The organism is Vibrio sp. HI00D65 (genome assembly GCF_001635455.1).
Lineage (GTDB): Bacteria > Pseudomonadota > Gammaproteobacteria > Enterobacterales > Vibrionaceae > Vibrio.
In genome coordinates, this window is record NZ_LWEH01000364.1 from 289,187 (window position 1) to 305,413 (window position 16,227).

A 16,227-nucleotide genomic window follows, 5' to 3' on the forward strand; every position below is an offset into this window, starting at 1 on the left:
TGTGGGTAGCGGTTTCGGATCTGCGAATCGTTTTGTGTAATTTATTAAAGAGAATGTTCGAATTGAGAGCACGGTAATCTTGTCGTAGATTGGGTTTGATATACTCAAAGTTCATTCTACGAAGATGATGGAGATGATATGTCGAAAACCGCGAAGATCATGAATGAAGATAAGCTGGTTAAGAAGGCTCTAGAAGTCGGTTTTAAAATGGCAAAGTTGCAAGGTTTCGATTTGCCGAACTCATCTCAACCAATCAAGGTTAAGGCAGTTTATCTATTTCTTGTTGAAGTTAATCAAATCACTCCGTTGCCAGATAGTAAGTTGGACGGTGCAAATATCAAGAAGCGCTTGGCTTTATGGATACACAACGCATTGCCTGATAACGACCCTCTGAAGTAAGCAAAGAGTAATTCGTTTTTATGTTTGAAACCTAGCAACCATTTGCTAGGTTTATTTATTTTATGGTAATCAGTTCAAGTTCGAGATGCTTCAATAAAGTAGTATCAAACCTTGGTAACCATCTATCTGCACTTCATCTATATATTCTCCCACTCTACCATCCGCACTTACGGGCTTCATTGGTGGGTCTAATCGAATAGAAATTTTCTCTGCGGTATAAAAGTCAGCGTTTTTCCCATAAAAATCGGTGCGATAGAGAACGCGTCCATGCTCAAACTCTCTGGCAATCACCATGTCTTCTGGGCCGCCTTCGACAACCTGTTTATTTGATTGATAAAGGAAATAGGCATGAGTAGGTAATAGTGAAACCTTGCCATTCGGTAGGTCTGGGTGATCGATGCGGGATTGTGACGCGTTGCCAACAATCATGTAATCCTCAGGTTGTGGAGTGCGGGTTGAGAGCATTAGTGTAAGTGGTTGAAAGCCCTTTGGTATGGCTCTTGAAGGCACACCAAGATCAATGTTGAGCAGTGGTGTGGGTCGGTAAGCTATATTTTTGGGTACGTCAGCTTTCCAGAAATTATCTGTGGTGGTGCTGTTGCTCCCATACACGTAACCACTGTTCCACTGGTTGAAATAGCTTTGCTCGGGATGGTGGTTTAGGTAATAGATAGCGAGAGTTGAGTACTGGTCTTGTTGCCAATTTTCTTGGTTGTTCCCAAAGAATTGCACTCGTCCATAGCGCGTAGTGGCTTGTTGAATAACCTTCAAGCCTGAATAGGCGAGTGCTGAGTTATCCCAAAACTTCGAGAGCCCGCCATAGCCGCTAAAGCCCGTTGACGGAAATATATAGTGCTCTCTGAAATACAGGTTTCCTGTATCTATGAGGTGAGATTGTCCATTTCGACCATAGAGGTTAGCCGTTCCAATGTTGAGTCCAATGTACGGTTTGTCGTTAACGGCAGTTAGTCGCTTGAGAAAGGTGGAAAACTGTTGTTTATAGCGTTTATCCGCTTCAGTTGAGCCTGCGATAGCATCAAGTTCAGAGATGTTACCCCCAGAGTAAATATCAAATTGATTTTTACCTAAGAGCTTATTGGTGTCATCGTTATAGGCGCCTGTGAGCCCTAGCTTTTTCCATTGTTGACCATAATAGCTACCCATTGCCATCAATAGCCCGGGATTAGCCAGATTGGTTAGCGACCATGACGAATTTTTGTCCCACATTCGACCAAAAGGAATAACACGGGATTCCCAACGAAATCGAGCGGTGGCAGATTTGTTGCTTCGACTCTGGTACTCAGCAGGAGACAAATAGTTATCTTGGTTAAGGTCGGCCGATTGGTCGAAGCCACGAATTTTTCGCCAATTCTTGGGGTGATTGGGAGCGTGTTTTTCGCTGGTCTCTTTAGAACTGAGTTTCAAGTCTTTTGGTGGCAAATTCTCTTCAGTTAATCTTGGAAAGTTATCAGTGAACTGGACGCGACTTAAACGGGGGCGAATATCATTGGCTTGACCTTGCCAACGTACTCTAACTACGTATAAACGGCCACCATCACGGACAAAAGAGGAGCCAAAAAATTGCCCGCCACCATAACTCTTGCCACTCCTGTCATGAGTGTTTACTCGTACCCAATTAGAGGGCACTTGCCAGCTAACCGCTTGGTTTTGAGTCATGTTCTCGGTGTTATCTTCACTTATAACAAGATGAGACCATGCAGTGACTTGATTGTTTGCGTTCATCTCAGAAGGGTATTCAATCCAAAAGTGACCACCTTGAGCAAAGCGTGAAAACTCAAAATTTACACTATCGAATTTTTCAGAGTGATAAAGGTAGAGTGCACCGCCTTGTTGGAAATGTTCAAAGACATCGGCATCCCAGGGTGGTGTTTGGTAAAGGGCAAAACCTGCGTGCATTGCGTCTGTGGTATAACCCACAAGCATGGGCTTGCGGTTTAACAGGGTATTCTCGCCATGAGTTGGGTTTGGCTCTGCAAGGATTGTGTCTTCTGAAAAGTGTAAAAAGAAATCTTCGTAATCGATGTCGTATCGTTCTGCTATTTCTCTAATCTCGTCTTCGAGTACACCTGAGTTCAACTCTAACTTTTGGTTGTACATGTAGCCAACGGCCGGGATATTGGTTTTAAGGTTTTGGTTAGCATTAGATCCAAATATCAAATCACTATGGTTGAGCTCCCAATCAATCACATCGTGGGCAGATATTTCATTGCCTTGTAAATCACTCCCTTGCTCATGTTGACCGGGCAGAACGATCGCGTAGTTAGCCCAAATAATATTGGGAATGGTAAGGCTGGTAAGAAATAGGGCAGAGAAAAATCGTGTTGTTTTCATTATGTTCCCTTGCCATTTACTATTAAGTGTTATCCCTGTTTGGTAAGTGTAGCTAATCTTAATATCTGTGCTCCGTTTCGTCGTATACCTGATGTTGAGGTGCGTATTCTTATATTGATTCGGCGTGTTACTTGCATCTTCTATTGGCGGAAGCGTTTTGTTAGCGGTGGAAACTTGACAGGTTAACGCTTACTAACAAGTATTAAATTGATGATTTTTAATCCGTAATCCATAAATTTGCCGATTTTGAATGCTGTTTGTGGCGTAGGTGTGGATATTCATTTTGACGTTCAATATGACTGGACTTAATAAATAGCGAGGGAATACCTCTTATGATGTCTTTACTGTTTCTACTATTACTCGTGGCTATGCTATGCGCTTTTTTCGACAAAAAGACTGCAGCTTATGGCTTTTTTGCGGGCTCCGTGATCCTAGGGTTGTATTGGTTTAATCACCATGCGACTGATTCATTACCCATCTTATTGTAAGGAGCTAACATGAATCGAGATCAATTAACGCTCCTAAATACGCTTGGCCTACTCGGTATGACTGCCGTTCTGTTGATAGGCTTTATCCTTCAGTTTGTTCTTCATGAGTTGCCTTGCCCGCTGTGTTTATTGCAGCGCATCGGTTTCGTGATGGTTGCGTTTGGCTTTATGTTGAATGTGGTTTATGGGCCTCAACCTCGTCACTATGGCATTGTTTTGATCGGTGCCTTGTATGGTGTCGCCACCTCACTACGGCAGGTATCGCTGCATGTGATTCCAGGCACGCCTGGCTATGGTAGTCCTATCTTTGGGATGCACTATTACACTTGGGCTTTCGTGTTATTTGCTGCGACCATATTAGCGGTTGCCGTCATTTTAATACTGACCAATAAAGAACCGTCGCAAGAAGCTTATAAGATGAGTAACTTGGGGCGTGTGGCGTGTTTATTAGCCATCGTTGTGGTTGCCCTCAATGCCATTGCAACCTTTGTTGAATGTGGACCTTATCAGTGCCCTGATAATCCTATTAGTTATTGGCTACTGAGCTAGCTGTCCTGTGTCAGTTTATTTAGTGAAAAAGAGAGCCACAGCGCCAGCTGTGGCTTTGTTGTTTATGGGTGACTCCATTACGGTGCTTTGTAAGCATTACTATTGTTCCTCACAATTCGGATAAATACACAAATATCTATTACGGTGATTGCCTGTTTTGTATCTGAGGAAGGGGGGAGGTAGGTGTTGTGGATGCCCGGTTACTTTGAGCATATTGTGGATTACCTTGGTAAGGCGGGGAAGCAAGGTAGATAGCGCCACGGTTGGTTGTTTTTTTGTTCTTTTGTCAACTTGATACTTGAATTTAGCCATTTTCAGGCCAGACTTCTAATTGAGTTTAATGTAATTAGGAGGTAGGTATGGCTGCAGATAGAGATCTAGTGAACTTCAGCGAAGAGCATGAGCTTAATTATTGTCTCAGAAGTGCAGGTAAGCGCCAAACTAAAGCAAATCGAGATGCGCTTGTTGATTTGGGTAAACAAGTTAAACATGTTTTAGACAAACGAGTGTTGACTCAAGATGATGTAAGAGGTGCTATCCACGATCACGAGGATATGTTTGAGTGAGTATGATCGTCAGTCATTGCATTGCCTTTCGAGAGGCTTTATTGGCGAGTTTATTTGTTTTCATTCTTTCGATTCAGATACCGGATTAATTTGGCTGGTGTGCCGCCGTAGAGACAATCTGGTGGTACATCACTGTTGACGACAGAGTTGGCAGCGATAACAGAGCGGGCGCCAATCGTCACATCTTGATTAATGACCGAGTTCCCACCAATCCATACATCATCTTCGACGATAATAGGGAAACAGAAGGTTTCCCACTGACGACGACTTCGGTGATCCAAAGAGTGAGAAGCGGTATAAAACTGAACGCTCGGCCCCACTAAAACATTGTTGCCAATTTTGATTTTAGCACCGTCCAGCATGACCACATTCATGTTGATGAAGGTATTGTCACCTATCTCAATGGTTTTACCAAACTCACAGTGAAAAGGGGGGCGCACTATGCTGCTACCAATCTTGCCAAACAGGTTTGTTTGCAAACTTGGCTGTTGGCTATCGTCTGTACATTGATTGAAGTCTGAAAGGGCTTTACTAGCATGAGCTCGCATTTGGCTAATTTCACGGTCGGCGCCGTCAAAAACCTCGCCAGAGAGCATTTTTTTGAGTTCTGTTTTTGTGTTCATGGTTTATATCTTGCGAATCAAACTTGGTATCAGAGTACTGATAAATGGACATAAAAAAAGAGAAAAGCGTCAGCCTTTCTCTTCCTATTTTATGCCTTTAAGCACTAGCGTTAAGTGCGCCCAGCTCTTCAGCAAAAGGCGCTTTTAACCGTTAGATTTGGTCAACAAAACCCATTAGGTGCTGTTTTACTTCGTCTGAGGCAAATGCGCTTTCTACAGAGTACTTGTAGATTTCTGCGTAATCTTCTTTCGTTAGGTCGAAAGTTTCACATACGCGTTTCACTTCGTTAGTCATTGTTGTGTTCGACACAGTGCGGTTATCTGTATTGATTGTCACAACGATGCCATCTTTCTTGAATTCAGAAATTGGGTGGTCGCTGAATTTGTGGATACATTTAGTTTGAACGTTACTTGTTGGGCAAGTTTCAAGCGCAACCTGCTTCTCTTTCACAATGTTGTATGCATCTTCGTTACCTTGGATGTGAACACCGTGGCCGATACGCTCAGCGTCCAGCATAGTAACAGCGTCGTAAACGTTTTGACCGTGCCATTGCTCACCTGCGTGAACCGTCACTCGGTAGCCTTGCTCGATAGCGTATTGCGTGTATTCAGGGAACTCAGCACAGAAACCTGGCTTTTCGCCGCCAGCAATATCAAATGCTACGACGCCCTTACCAAGGTATGGCTTACCTGCATCGATCACGTCTTTGATTGAATCTTTAGGGAACATACGCAGTACAGACATAATGTAGTTGCCCTTGATGTCGTATTTCTCTTCAGCACGCTTCATGCCTTTCACTGCACTTGCAATGATCGCGTCAAGAGACAGGCCTTTATTCACGTGCAGGATTGGTGCGAAACGAACTTCTAGGTACTTAACGTTTTCTAGTGCTGCGTCTTCGTAAAGCTCAAAAGAGATACGCTCAATCGCTTCTTCAGTTTGCATCACTTTTAGTGGCAGGCTGAAACAAGCTAGGTACTCATCTAGATTTTTGCAATCTTCAGGCACTGTTAGAGATTGAACAACCGCATCACGGTCTTCAGGCAGTTCGATATTGTACTGCTTTGCTAGATCAATAATCGTATCTGGGCGAACACTTCCGTCTAGGTGGCAGTGTAAGTCAATCTTTGGTAGTGCTAGAAAATCCATGAGTATTCCTTAATTCTATTATTCTTTGAGTGTGTTAACTCACATGCGCTCAATTTACCAAGAGCATGATATGATTTAAAGTGACAAATAATCATCATTAACCTGAACTTGGGGAATATCATGGTCGATGTTAAAAGCTTACTTAAATGCGATATGAATTTACTGTTGTGCTTACACGTTCTGATTGAAGAACGCAGCGTGAGCAAAACGGCAGAGCGACTGTTTTTGAGCCAATCTGCGGTAAGCAAACAACTCACTAAGCTCCGAGTTTTGTTTGACGACCCGCTATTTGAGCGTGAGTCTAAAGGGCTATTCCCAACCCCAAAAGCACTAGTATTAGCGCCCAAGATCCACCAAATTTTGCTGCAAATCGAAAAGCTAACTGTCCCTGAGGTGTTCGATCCTAAGGAGAGTGAGCGTACTTTCACTATAGACCTCGTTGAGACCGCCTACACTGCGGTTTATCCGCAATTTATGCCGACAGCGCTTGCCGATGCCCCCTATATCACCATCAACAGCTCAACGTGGAGTAGTGATAGTTTCAAGCGTTTACTCAAGCGCGAAGTCGATTTTGGTATCGGTATTTTTGAATTAGATGAACGCGCCTCAACCCATGTGCAATGTATTCCGGATGAATTAGATTACGTTGAGCTGTGTTTGGATTATTCTGTTTGTTTGATGCGTAACGATCACCCTGCTTTGCAAGAAGAGTGGAACCTCGACACCTTTCTTAAGTATCGACACATACAATTGGTGACGGGCGGAGCGGGCGACTGGTTGTTGATGGAAGTGCTTAACGCTAAGCAGTTAGAGATCAATAAGGCCGCGAACGTGTCGGATATCACTAGTGCCATTAAACTGTGTAAGCAGAGCGACCTTTTGATGTGCTATCCATACAACTCGGTGCGCGATTATATCGATAGCGGTGAACTTATGATGAAGCCAGTTCCCATTGATTTGGTACCTGGAGGGTTATTTTTATTGTGGCACCATTACTTTGATTCTGAGCCTAGTCATCGCTGGTTGCGAGAACTGATTGTTAAAAAGACGCAAGACTCTCAATAGTAGGTTATTGATTTACTGATTATTGAGCGCAATAAAATGTTTTTCAGGCAGCACGATGAAGCTGTTTGTGAGCATAAGTTGAGTGAATTTGCCTTTTAGGCTGCCGTTAAATTAAAGAGTATTGAAACGCTTATCGTGCTTAAAGCCAAATGAGTCCGCTGTATGGTTTCGCTTTAAGTGCCTCTAACCTACTTGTAAGTGAGCCTGAGTGTATCTCCAGTTTATGACCATCAGGGTCTAAAATATAGAGTGAGTTCCCTTCGCTTTTGTTCTCTTTGAAAACTGTCGCGCCTGATGAAATAATACGTTCTGTAAAGGCTTCAAATTCTTCTGGTGCAATATCAAAAGCTGTGTGTATAGTCATTTTTCGGGCAAGGTTCATCCAGAGCAAGACAAAGCCAGAGGTCGCCCGCAGAAAGATATGCTCCTTTGTCCCATTTAGTATGAGCCGCAACCCCCAAAGTATCTCGATAGAAACGAATAGAACGTTCAAGGTAAGGAATCTGAATGATTCCTTACCTTGAACGATCGCGGCCTAATTCACGTCAGAATAAATCGCTGACAGACCTAACTTCTGCTCTACAATCTAAATGCGGATGTTAATTGAACGCTTTCACGCTGTTTTCACGATTTCAGATACATTTATCCTATGAAATGCCTAAACCGGCCTGATTTGGGCTTTAACCAGAGCATGATGAACCAGCTCTGACAGCGGCTCCCCAGCCCTAAAGCGAAGAAACGTTAAACGGTGCCCACAAAGAATGCACTCAAACGGATCAACCTTCACATATCCTTTCAACATGGCGGCGTAGCCGGGCATTTCAGGTACGTCTTTAGGGACGGTGCCTAAGGCATCGTAGACCTTAGGGAGTATCTCACCACGACGTCGGTTTGATAGAAAACCGAAGTATCGAATTATTTTGAAGTGCTTATCAGGAGTATGCTCAATCATGCGCTCTATCAGTGCTTCTGGACTCAAAATGAGGGATTCTGTCTGACTATTCCTATGATTAAGATAATCAAACGTCACTAAGCTTCCCTGAAAATCATGTCGAAATCTAGACGCTGATATGGTTGGGCGTTTTAGGTATCGTCCGAGGTAAGTCATGGTGGGCGTTACGTTGGCCGTTTTCTTTGCAAAGTGCAGCTTCCATCGACCGCAATATTGGCTGGTTAAAAAATCGGGACCAATCTTGCTCATTGCGAATAAAAGGGCAGCCTTCTCCACTTAAGGCTAACTCTGCGTACTGGGAGCCGAGAAGTGGAGTGATGGCGGTACGCCAACACTTCTAAGTGGTCTTAGCTTTAAAGAAAATGGGCCTCCACAGGCCGGTCCTCTTACATAAGCCCCCGCGCGTGACTGATAAGTGGATGTGCACATTCCAATTCAACTTTCTCCCGTGGGGATGAAGTGCACAGAACACGCCAATATCAATATCGAGTTGCTTTGCCCATCCTAAGAAGATTTTGGCTGCACAGCTAAAGAGATGATTGAGAAGAAAACGATTATCCCGAAAGATTGGCCACAGCGTGTGTGGGAGCGTCAACGTAACGTGTTGATACTCACACTCAGGAAAGACATGTTGTTGCTTTCGTATCCACCGCTCTGTGGCTTTTATGCCACAACTGCTGCAAAAGCGAGATTTGCACGTTTGGTGAATGTATTTGTGATGGGTGCTGTTGGCATGGCTGCATCGATACTCTTTAGAGCTAAAAGCAGCGGTACTGCAAGCGAGCATCTTAGTGACGTTTTCAATAACGACGGTTCGGAGTGTTGCCCGATATTTATTGAGGTATTTTAGCCAATTATCGTTGTCATTGAAGAGTGGTTTGATGGGCTTATTCGGATGCATGAGATATGGGATAAACTATCCATGTAAAGCACCCTAGTAGGTTGAGTTTCTTTGTTTTCGGCCGTAGGACGCTCAGGCGCCGCCGTCGCCGGTTCATCCCGCCCTTGTGAGTACCTATGCCTAGCGGGGCTTTGTTTAGCAGTCCGTTACACAAAACCGCAGGATAGACTGACACTATTTTTTCTTACTTATGACAATAAAATATAAAAAACATATTTATTATAGAGGCTCTGATGGTAAATAACTATATAAGTTGATATGAAATTACAAGCCACGGCGTTATTTTTTGCTATCTGTTTTATGCAGTCTAGTGCTTTTGCGAAAGAGCAAGCTGATAAGCCAATAAGAGAAGAACCTAATAGCCAAACCGTTTACTTTGAGAAAAATGATGATTGGGTAAAACTCAAATCAGGAGAAGTGATCAAAGGAGAACTCAACGGCACGATTAAAAAGGATTCTAATTCCTACAAGCAGGAAATTGAGTTTGACAGTGATGATCTTGGCGGTCAAGAAATCGAACTCGGAAATATCCAAGAACTTCAGACTGCGAGTTATTTTACTATTCGATTATCAGATGGTGCTATTTACGATGGCTATTTGTCTATTCGTAATGACCAGCTCTACCTATCCAATGCTGAACAAGAAGTTTCTTTTCCCGTAACAGAAGTTGTGTCCATATATCGTGGTAAAGAGAAGGGCTCAGAACAGTGGGAAACAGAATTTACGTTAAGCATGGATATGAGTAGTGGTAATACTGATGAGCTTACCCTTAAGGGGGCTATTGACGCAGTACTTTATACAGTAGATTCAAGGACTAAATTGAATGCTAGCCATGAAGAAAAAGAATCTAATAATGAAAAAACCGCCAATAATTCAAGCATTAAAGGTTCTTACGATATTTATATCGATAACAAACTTTTCTTTAGGCCGTTGGATCTTGAAGCTAAAAAAGATGAATTTAAAAACTTAAATTATAAAGTTATAGCTTCAATAGGTGTGGGTTACTTCTTTATCTCCGATGAAACGACAAAATGGGATGTGACTGCTGGTCCTGCATACACTCATACGAAATTCATTACTGTAAACGAAGGTAACTCATTGACCGAAAACAGTGGTGCATTAAAACTTGATTCAAGTTTTGATTATGAACTTACCAAAAATATCGACTTTAGTTATGACTATAGTATGAATTGGGAAAATGAAGAATCAGGAGGTATTCATCATACCAATGAAGTGGGGTTTGATATTGATCTAGTGGCCGACCTAGATCTTAGCATTGACGGTATATGGGAGCATGTATCTGATCCGACCGCTGATTCAGATGGCAAATTACCTGAAAAAGATGATTATAAAATGTTTGTTGGTCTAAGCTACGAAATTTAGTTTAAAGGTAAGGAATCACTCAAATTCCTTACCTTCGAGCGAATTTCCAGATAGTGAGATAGCCATTCCTCCCAAAGAAAATCTGTATGCAGACGACGCTCACAACCCCAAAGCACTCGTATTAGCGCCCAAGAACCACCAAATTTTGCTGCAAATAGAAAAGCTAACCGTCCCCGAGGTGTTTGACCTTAAGGAGAGTAAGCGTACTTTCACTATAGACCTTGTTGAGACCGCCTACACAGCGGTTTATCCGCAATTTATGCCAACCGCGCTTGCCGATGCCCCCCATATCACCATCAACAGCTCAACGTGGAGTAGTGATAGTTTCAAGCGTTTACTCAAGCGCGAAGTCGATTTTGGTATCGGTATTTTTGAATTAGATGAACGTGCTTCAACCCATGTGCAATGTATCCCTGATGAATTGGATTACGTTGAGTTGTGTTTGGATTATTCCGTTTGTTTGATGCGTAACGATCACCCTGCTTTGAAAGAGGAGTGGAACCTCGATACCTTTCCTAAGTATCGACACATATAATTGGTGACGGGCGGAGCGGGCGACTGGTTATTGATGGAAGTACTTAACGCTAAGCAGTTAGAGATCAACAAGGCCGCGAACGTATCTGACATTACTAGTGCTATTAAACTGTGTAAGCAGAGCGACCTGTTGATGTGCTATCCATACAACTCGGTGCGCGATTATATCGATAGCGGTGAACTTGTGATGAAGCCAGTTCCCATTGATTTTGTACCTGGAGGGTTATTTTTATTGTGGCACCATTACTTTGATCCTGAGCCTAGTCATCGCTGGCTGCGAGAGCTGATTGTTAAAAAGACGAAAGACTCTCAATAGTAGGCTATTGATTTACTGATTATTGAGCGCAATAAAATGTTTTTCAGGCAGCTCGATGAAGCTGTTTGTGAGCATAAGTTGAGTGAATTTGCCTTTTTAGGCTGCCGTTAAATTAAAGAGTATTTAAACGCTTATCGTGCTTAAAGCCAAATGAGTCCGCTGTATGGTTTCGCTTTAAGTGCCTCTAGCCTACTTGTAAGTGAGCCTGAGTGTATCTCCAGTTTATGACCATCAGGGTCTAAAATATAGAGTGAGTTCCCTTCGCTTTTGTTCTCTTTGAAAACTGTCGCGCCTGATGAAATAACACGTTCTGTAAAGGCTTCAAATTCTTCTGGTGCAATATCAAAAGCTGTGTGTGTATAGTCACTTTTCGGGCAAGGTTCATCCAGAGCAAGACAAAACCAGAGGTCGCCCGCAGAAAGATAAGCTCCTTTGTCCCATTTAGCATGAGCCGCAAACCCCAAAGTATCTCGATAGAAACGAATAGAACGTTCCAAGTCACTGACTGCAATGGTGATATGATTAAGCCCTAAGATCATTGCTTTTTTCATTAAACACTCCCACTAACTTAATGAATCGTATAAATATTTTATGACCATAATATACTCTACTTAATCTGGATTTACCCAAAGTTTTGCAAAATCGCACCAACCAATAGAGTTGATTTCGACATTTCTTACTCGAGATGGAACCGTTAGCGTTAAACTCTCTGACTTGAAGATCGCAAGAACATTATTGTTGTAGAGATCAGTTATTAGGCCATTTATTAAGGTTTCTTTTTGAGTAGGGGACTCAGTTTTACGTATGGTATTTAAAGTGTTAGCTAAATTATCATACTGCTCCCAAGTTAGATTTTTACTCCAAAAAGGGTAAAGCTTGAAAAAAGCAAACAAGCTTGTAACTCGATCTCCCTCTAATCGAATCCCACCAATAGCCAAGTCTTGGTTAGGTACAGCACGTCCGTATGAATGCTGACGACCTATAGGCTTTTTATTTATGGATGAATTTGCACTCATTAACTTACGAGCAAAGTTGCGATTTTCATTGTTGTTCTCATAGCTGAACGATATGGGAAATGGCCATTCAAATGATGATTGGTCATTGCATTGAAATAAATTGATTAGTGAATTTTTGATGGAAGTGGTTTGGAGCTCACTATGATTAAGTAAAATGAAAAAGTAACCAATATCACTAGTTGATACTTTGTATTTGTTCTCATCACCATCAAGAAAGAAGAAATTCTCAGCGCACTTTTTGTCTTGCTCCCATTCCGGATGAATCCAAAGTTCAATCCTTTCAATTAATGCGCAGTGGCCGCTGTATTGGTCATTTCGTGCTAACCTAAGAACTCGAGTTGAGTTAACCTCAACAAGAAATGGCCCAGATCCTATGGGCAAGTAACTCATGTCCGGCTGATAAATACTATGTTTAGGCATAATTGCTGTTTCAGCTCTGGACAACAACAGAGGTAGGCTAGGGTCTTTGGTTGTCAACCTGATAATAATGCAATGCAACGAAGCTATTTCTATGTCGCTAATATGATCGTATAACCTTTGCCAGTACACAGATAGAGACAAGGCTTTTAAGCTTTCAACAACATCTATCGCTGTTACGGCTGATTGATCATGAAAAATTGCTGAGGATCTTAGGTGAAAAGTCCAATTCATATGGCCTTTATCACTTTCCCAGTGATGCGCAAGATCTCCTATAAGCTCTGACCCGTCATAGGTGACTAAAGTCTGAAAAACTTCATGAATTAGATGTCTTTCAGTTCGCTCTATAGATTTGTGAGGGTGTAGTGGTCCTATTTTTCTGTGAAATGGAGCGTAGATAGTTCTATCATTTTGGCTAGATGTTCGCTCCAAATATTGCTTTAATCCGACTGCAGCATCCCGTTTGTTAAAGCTCACTAATTGGTGTGCTTGTTCATATTTTGCGCTGTCTATAGCTTTATCTACTTGTGCGTAACAAGCATCGATTGGTTCTACGACGCAGTTAAGTTGCCCTCTTTTGCCTCGTCCTCTAGCTGGAGCCCAAGTCAGCCAATTCATTTCGGACATTTGTTTAAGTAGAGTTCGGGTATGCCTTTCACTGCACATAAAGGCGGTAGCGATCTGTTCAATAGTCACCTTATTAGTGCCGGGACCCATTTTTTGAAACAGGTCCTCGTATAATTCTAGTTTACGTTTATTCATTTATTTTCGCAGTATCATTGGACTTTTCTCGTTGAGTCATTCGAGTATGACTCTCTCGTGTATCCTCCCAAAACTTGTTAGTGTCAAATATTTCATTGAGCCTTTGCACTCTTTGCGCTGGTGTCATATAGAAAATCCGAGCCAGCAATCCCCGCGTTCTCTCGTGCGGATAAGTTGATCGAATGAACTTTGCAATGTAGTCATAAGTTGTCATCTTTTTTACCTGTATGAATGAAAGCATAGACAGGCTAAATGATTTCAGGAAGACAAAACCGGAACACTTATAGAGTTTGTTCCTGTTTTACTAACTAAAGAGTCGTTGCTAATACACATAGTTCGCGGGTGCTGAGTGTAAACGTTGTGTGTTACAAGTGATAAATCTGACATATATCAATGGTAATGGTTTAGCATAACTCGAGCTTCTTAACGTTGTGCAACCATATGTGAGTAGATTGAATTACTTTTTGATGGTGGTAGTGGTTGCATTTTTTCAGGTTTAAATATGGCTTCAGCTATAAAGGTTCCTTAGCTACCACTGAGCTTGTAAAACTTCATAACGAATATCCGTTTGGCGTACTCGAATATCAATATTGAATGGAGAGGCAATTAGGTTGTCGCAGATTTATAGCCGTTTTTTGTGAATGGTCTTACGAATGAGTAAGACCATTTTTGTTTTTAATTGAAACCGCTACGATGTACGCGAATTTGATTTAAGGGATCTCAGATAGTTCTTGCTTTAAGTCATCAATTTTACGCTGCTCTTTTTCTATCTTGCGCTGATACTTTTTAATTTTGTCCGATCTGTTGTCTTGTTTGGCTTTTTCCAAGTCGGCTTGGTATTCAGCCAAATCTTCTTCATTTGATTCGATTTTTTCACGAAGCTCATCTTTCAAAGCTTCGTTGGTGCAGTTCTCTTTCGTTGCTTTCAGTGCTGTGGTCAATCGCTCGACTTTATACTGATTGTCGTATTGCTTAGCTTGTTCGATTTGATACTCGATCTCACAAAACTTTTTCTCACAGCCAGTAAGTGAGTTGCAGGTCGTGCTTGCCATACTGCTAAAAGAAAATGCACTGAGGAGCAGTATTGAGCCTTTTAGGTGTCGATTCATGATTTACCTTCTTCTGGTTCTATGGTTTGAGCCTAGTTTCATGGCAACTTAACACCCGCACGCATTGCTTATGGCAGAGGAGTGTTAAAGGTAAGTCTATGTGTAGAATGACTTATCTCTATTAAAGATAGAATCAAATATGGCTAACCCACAACTTATCGAGGTCACACCAACCGAACCCATTTACTCGTGCTCCGTGTATTTTTTCAGATACTTCTAGATTGAATGCCTCTTGCTTGAGCTCGACCACTACTTCAGTCTTGTATAGCCAGCATTTGAGTTGCACGAGCGTTTTGGCGGCTTGCTCAAAGTCTGATTCGCATTGAATTGAGGCTAAAGCTTGATCGATGGTTGCGAGCATTTCAACGGGTAGTGACAAATCTTCGAAAGGGAAGCGGGTGAAGAAGCCCAACCAAGAAGAGAATGCGTGGTTTTCATCGATAATGCTGCACAAAGCCGCGTCTCTTATCGTTGAAAAATTCCCATACTCGACGGTGAGCTTAGTATCATCGGGTGCTGAAGATTGGCTGAAAAAAGCTTGGCATTCCGAGGTGTCTTCAACTGTGAATGTTCGGTTTCTAGAAGGCAACTTTGGATTTTGAATTTTGAAAAAAGTAGAGCCGTGAGCTTGCGCATGTGCGCAGCTGTATTCGCCAACTTTGAGTGTTTTTTCAGGCACTTTTACGCACACCTGATTTTGAGCACACGCTTTACTCTCTGCCCACTCTGGGTAAACCCAGAATTCGACTCGATTTAGGATCGGAACCTGATTTGAATACGCATCATTGCGGTTCAGTCTTAACATCTTGTTTGAGAAGATCGCCAATGAGAATGGACCAGAACCGACCAACCTATCGACAGAATTAGGCTCAAAAATCGATGCTTCGGCTCTGGCAAGCAAGCGGGGCAGATGCCAATCCGTCTTGCTGAGTTTTATTGTGATGATGTTGCCTGAAGACGGAGAGACTTCAGTAATATGTTGATAGCAGCGATGCCATAACTTGCTTGAAGAGAGCAAAGCAAGACAGTGTGCAATGTCTTGAGGTTCCAGTGTTCGGCCGTTGTGGAATTGCACACCATTACGAATTTGGAAACGCCAGATCGATGCATTTTCATTGGGTAGCCAATGATAAGCCAAGTCGCCACATAATTTACCTTGTTGTACAGAGGTGAGACGCTGGCAAATTTGCATCACCAAGAAACGTTCAGTCCGTCTCAGCACACGCTGAGGGTGAAGTGCTTCGAGTTCACGGTGGAAGGGAATGTACGCGCCGCTCTGCGCCGATTGATTCGCGCTATTTAGGAATGCTTGCAGTTCCTTACCAGCATTGCGTCCATTAAAGCTTAAGGTACTGAATACCTGCTCGATGTTGCCGGAATCTGCTTGGCTTTGTGCGTATTGATAACATGCTTCCATTGGCTCAATTAGACACGTGAGTTGTGCTTTTTTATTGCGTCCTGAACTGGCTTGCCACTCAATCCAGCCTTGCGCTGTCATTGCTTTGAGTAGAGTTTGAACGTGACGCTCACTCACATGTAGAAAGGTTGCGATTTGACTGACTTGGCAGCGTGATACTCCAGGCCCAAAAGCCTGAAATATCTTTTCGTACAGTTCAAGCTTGCGCTTTAGGTTGCCCAATTCGAA

The 16,227-nt window shown here is 42.5% G+C and carries 13 protein-coding genes and 3 pseudogenes; 7 read left to right on the top strand and 9 right to left on the bottom strand.

The window, feature by feature from the left end:
- The first annotated feature begins 138 nt into the window (after positions 1 to 138).
- Positions 139 to 399: a DUF5062 family protein gene (locus A3712_RS21185; protein ID WP_017072477.1), complete on the top strand. Its 261-nt coding sequence runs from the start codon at positions 139 to 141 to the stop codon at positions 397 to 399.
- Positions 400 to 489: 90 nt separating this feature from the next.
- On the opposite strand, the gene A3712_RS21190 is transcribed toward A3712_RS21185, so the two are convergent.
- Positions 490 to 2,751, bottom strand: a complete 2,262-nt coding sequence (locus A3712_RS21190; protein ID WP_063524953.1) for a hypothetical protein — start codon at positions 2,749 to 2,751, stop codon at positions 490 to 492.
- A gap of 332 nt (positions 2,752 to 3,083) precedes the next feature.
- Here A3712_RS21190 and A3712_RS28465 point away from each other — a divergent pair, with 332 nt between their 5' ends.
- The 3 genes from A3712_RS28465 (at position 3,084) to A3712_RS21200 (ending at position 4,354) form a co-directional block, all read left to right on the top strand.
- Positions 3,084 to 3,239 (top strand): DUF5993 family protein, encoded by a 156-nt coding sequence (locus A3712_RS28465; protein ID WP_004736852.1) that lies wholly within the window; start codon positions 3,084 to 3,086, stop codon positions 3,237 to 3,239.
- A 9-nt stretch (positions 3,240 to 3,248) separates the two neighbouring features.
- Positions 3,249 to 3,788 carry a disulfide bond formation protein B gene (locus tag A3712_RS21195; protein WP_063524954.1) on the top strand — a complete coding sequence of 180 codons (540 nt, stop codon included), beginning with the start codon at positions 3,249 to 3,251 and terminating at the stop codon, positions 3,786 to 3,788.
- Between the two features lie 359 nt (positions 3,789 to 4,147).
- On the top strand, positions 4,148 to 4,354 hold the full coding sequence (locus A3712_RS21200; protein WP_063524955.1) for a hypothetical protein: 207 nt from the start codon (positions 4,148 to 4,150) through the stop codon (positions 4,352 to 4,354).
- A gap of 50 nt (positions 4,355 to 4,404) precedes the next feature.
- Here A3712_RS21200 and A3712_RS21205 read toward each other — a convergent pair whose 3' ends face one another.
- Both A3712_RS21205 and add read right to left on the bottom strand, forming a co-directional pair.
- A complete protein-coding gene (locus tag A3712_RS21205; protein ID WP_063524956.1) occupies positions 4,405 to 4,977 on the bottom strand; it encodes a sugar O-acetyltransferase in 573 nt (190 codons plus the stop codon).
- A gap of 151 nt (positions 4,978 to 5,128) precedes the next feature.
- Positions 5,129 to 6,127 carry an adenosine deaminase gene (gene add, locus A3712_RS21210; RefSeq protein WP_008216037.1) on the bottom strand — a complete coding sequence of 333 codons (999 nt, stop codon included), beginning with the start codon at positions 6,125 to 6,127 and terminating at the stop codon, positions 5,129 to 5,131.
- 120 nt (positions 6,128 to 6,247) lie between these two features.
- Between add and A3712_RS21215 the strand changes: the two genes are divergently transcribed.
- Positions 6,248 to 7,192 (top strand): LysR substrate-binding domain-containing protein, encoded by a 945-nt coding sequence (locus A3712_RS21215; protein ID WP_063524957.1) that lies wholly within the window; start codon positions 6,248 to 6,250, stop codon positions 7,190 to 7,192.
- A gap of 139 nt (positions 7,193 to 7,331) precedes the next feature.
- Here the strand turns inward: A3712_RS21215 and A3712_RS21220 are convergent.
- Together A3712_RS21220 and A3712_RS21225 are read right to left on the bottom strand one after the other, a co-directional pair.
- Positions 7,332 to 7,704 (bottom strand): annotated as a pseudogene (locus A3712_RS21220) (VOC family protein).
- Positions 7,705 to 7,850: 146 nt separating this feature from the next.
- Positions 7,851 to 9,045 (bottom strand): annotated as a pseudogene (locus A3712_RS21225) (IS91 family transposase).
- A 258-nt stretch (positions 9,046 to 9,303) separates the two neighbouring features.
- On the opposite strand from A3712_RS21225, the gene A3712_RS21230 reads away from it, so the two are divergent.
- Together A3712_RS21230 and A3712_RS21235 are read left to right on the top strand one after the other, a co-directional pair.
- Positions 9,304 to 10,428, top strand: a complete 1,125-nt coding sequence (locus tag A3712_RS21230; RefSeq protein WP_063524958.1) for a DUF481 domain-containing protein — start codon at positions 9,304 to 9,306, stop codon at positions 10,426 to 10,428.
- A 106-nt stretch (positions 10,429 to 10,534) separates the two neighbouring features.
- Positions 10,535 to 11,278, top strand: a pseudogene (locus A3712_RS21235) (LysR substrate-binding domain-containing protein); the annotation flags it as partial.
- Positions 11,279 to 11,418: 140 nt separating this feature from the next.
- On the opposite strand, the gene fos reads toward A3712_RS21235, so the two are convergent.
- The 4 genes from fos to A3712_RS21260 form a co-directional block, all read right to left on the bottom strand.
- Entirely contained in the window at positions 11,419 to 11,817 is a 399-nt protein-coding gene (gene fos / locus A3712_RS21240) for a fosfomycin resistance glutathione transferase (RefSeq protein ID WP_063524986.1), read from the bottom strand.
- Positions 11,818 to 11,889: 72 nt separating this feature from the next.
- Positions 11,890 to 13,473 (bottom strand): SgrR family transcriptional regulator, encoded by a 1,584-nt coding sequence (locus A3712_RS21245; RefSeq protein ID WP_063524959.1) that lies wholly within the window; start codon positions 13,471 to 13,473, stop codon positions 11,890 to 11,892.
- A gap of 710 nt (positions 13,474 to 14,183) precedes the next feature.
- Positions 14,184 to 14,582 (bottom strand): DUF1090 domain-containing protein, encoded by a 399-nt coding sequence (locus tag A3712_RS21255; protein ID WP_063524960.1) that lies wholly within the window; start codon positions 14,580 to 14,582, stop codon positions 14,184 to 14,186.
- A 133-nt stretch (positions 14,583 to 14,715) separates the two neighbouring features.
- A complete protein-coding gene (locus A3712_RS21260) occupies positions 14,716 to 16,221 on the bottom strand; it encodes an SgrR family transcriptional regulator (RefSeq protein WP_063524961.1) in 1,506 nt (501 codons plus the stop codon).
- Between the last annotated feature and the right edge of the window lie 6 nt (positions 16,222 to 16,227).

Coding starts and splice junctions, on each gene's coding strand:
- A3712_RS21185 (WP_017072477.1), top strand. CDS start 139: ATGTCGAAAACCGCGAAGATCATGAATGAAGATAAGCTGGTTAAGAAG.
- A3712_RS21190 (WP_063524953.1), bottom strand. CDS start 2,751: ATGAAAACAACACGATTTTTCTCTGCCCTATTTCTTACCAGCCTTACC.
- A3712_RS28465 (WP_004736852.1), top strand. CDS start 3,084: ATGATGTCTTTACTGTTTCTACTATTACTCGTGGCTATGCTATGCGCT.
- A3712_RS21195 (WP_063524954.1), top strand. CDS start 3,249: ATGAATCGAGATCAATTAACGCTCCTAAATACGCTTGGCCTACTCGGT.
- A3712_RS21200 (WP_063524955.1), top strand. CDS start 4,148: ATGGCTGCAGATAGAGATCTAGTGAACTTCAGCGAAGAGCATGAGCTT.
- A3712_RS21205 (WP_063524956.1), bottom strand. CDS start 4,977: ATGAACACAAAAACAGAACTCAAAAAAATGCTCTCTGGCGAGGTTTTT.
- add (WP_008216037.1), bottom strand. CDS start 6,127: ATGGATTTTCTAGCACTACCAAAGATTGACTTACACTGCCACCTAGAC.
- A3712_RS21215 (WP_063524957.1), top strand. CDS start 6,248: ATGGTCGATGTTAAAAGCTTACTTAAATGCGATATGAATTTACTGTTG.
- A3712_RS21230 (WP_063524958.1), top strand. CDS start 9,304: ATGAAATTACAAGCCACGGCGTTATTTTTTGCTATCTGTTTTATGCAG.
- fos (WP_063524986.1), bottom strand. CDS start 11,817: ATGATCTTAGGGCTTAATCATATCACCATTGCAGTCAGTGACTTGGAA.
- A3712_RS21245 (WP_063524959.1), bottom strand. CDS start 13,473: ATGAATAAACGTAAACTAGAATTATACGAGGACCTGTTTCAAAAAATG.
- A3712_RS21255 (WP_063524960.1), bottom strand. CDS start 14,582: ATGAATCGACACCTAAAAGGCTCAATACTGCTCCTCAGTGCATTTTCT.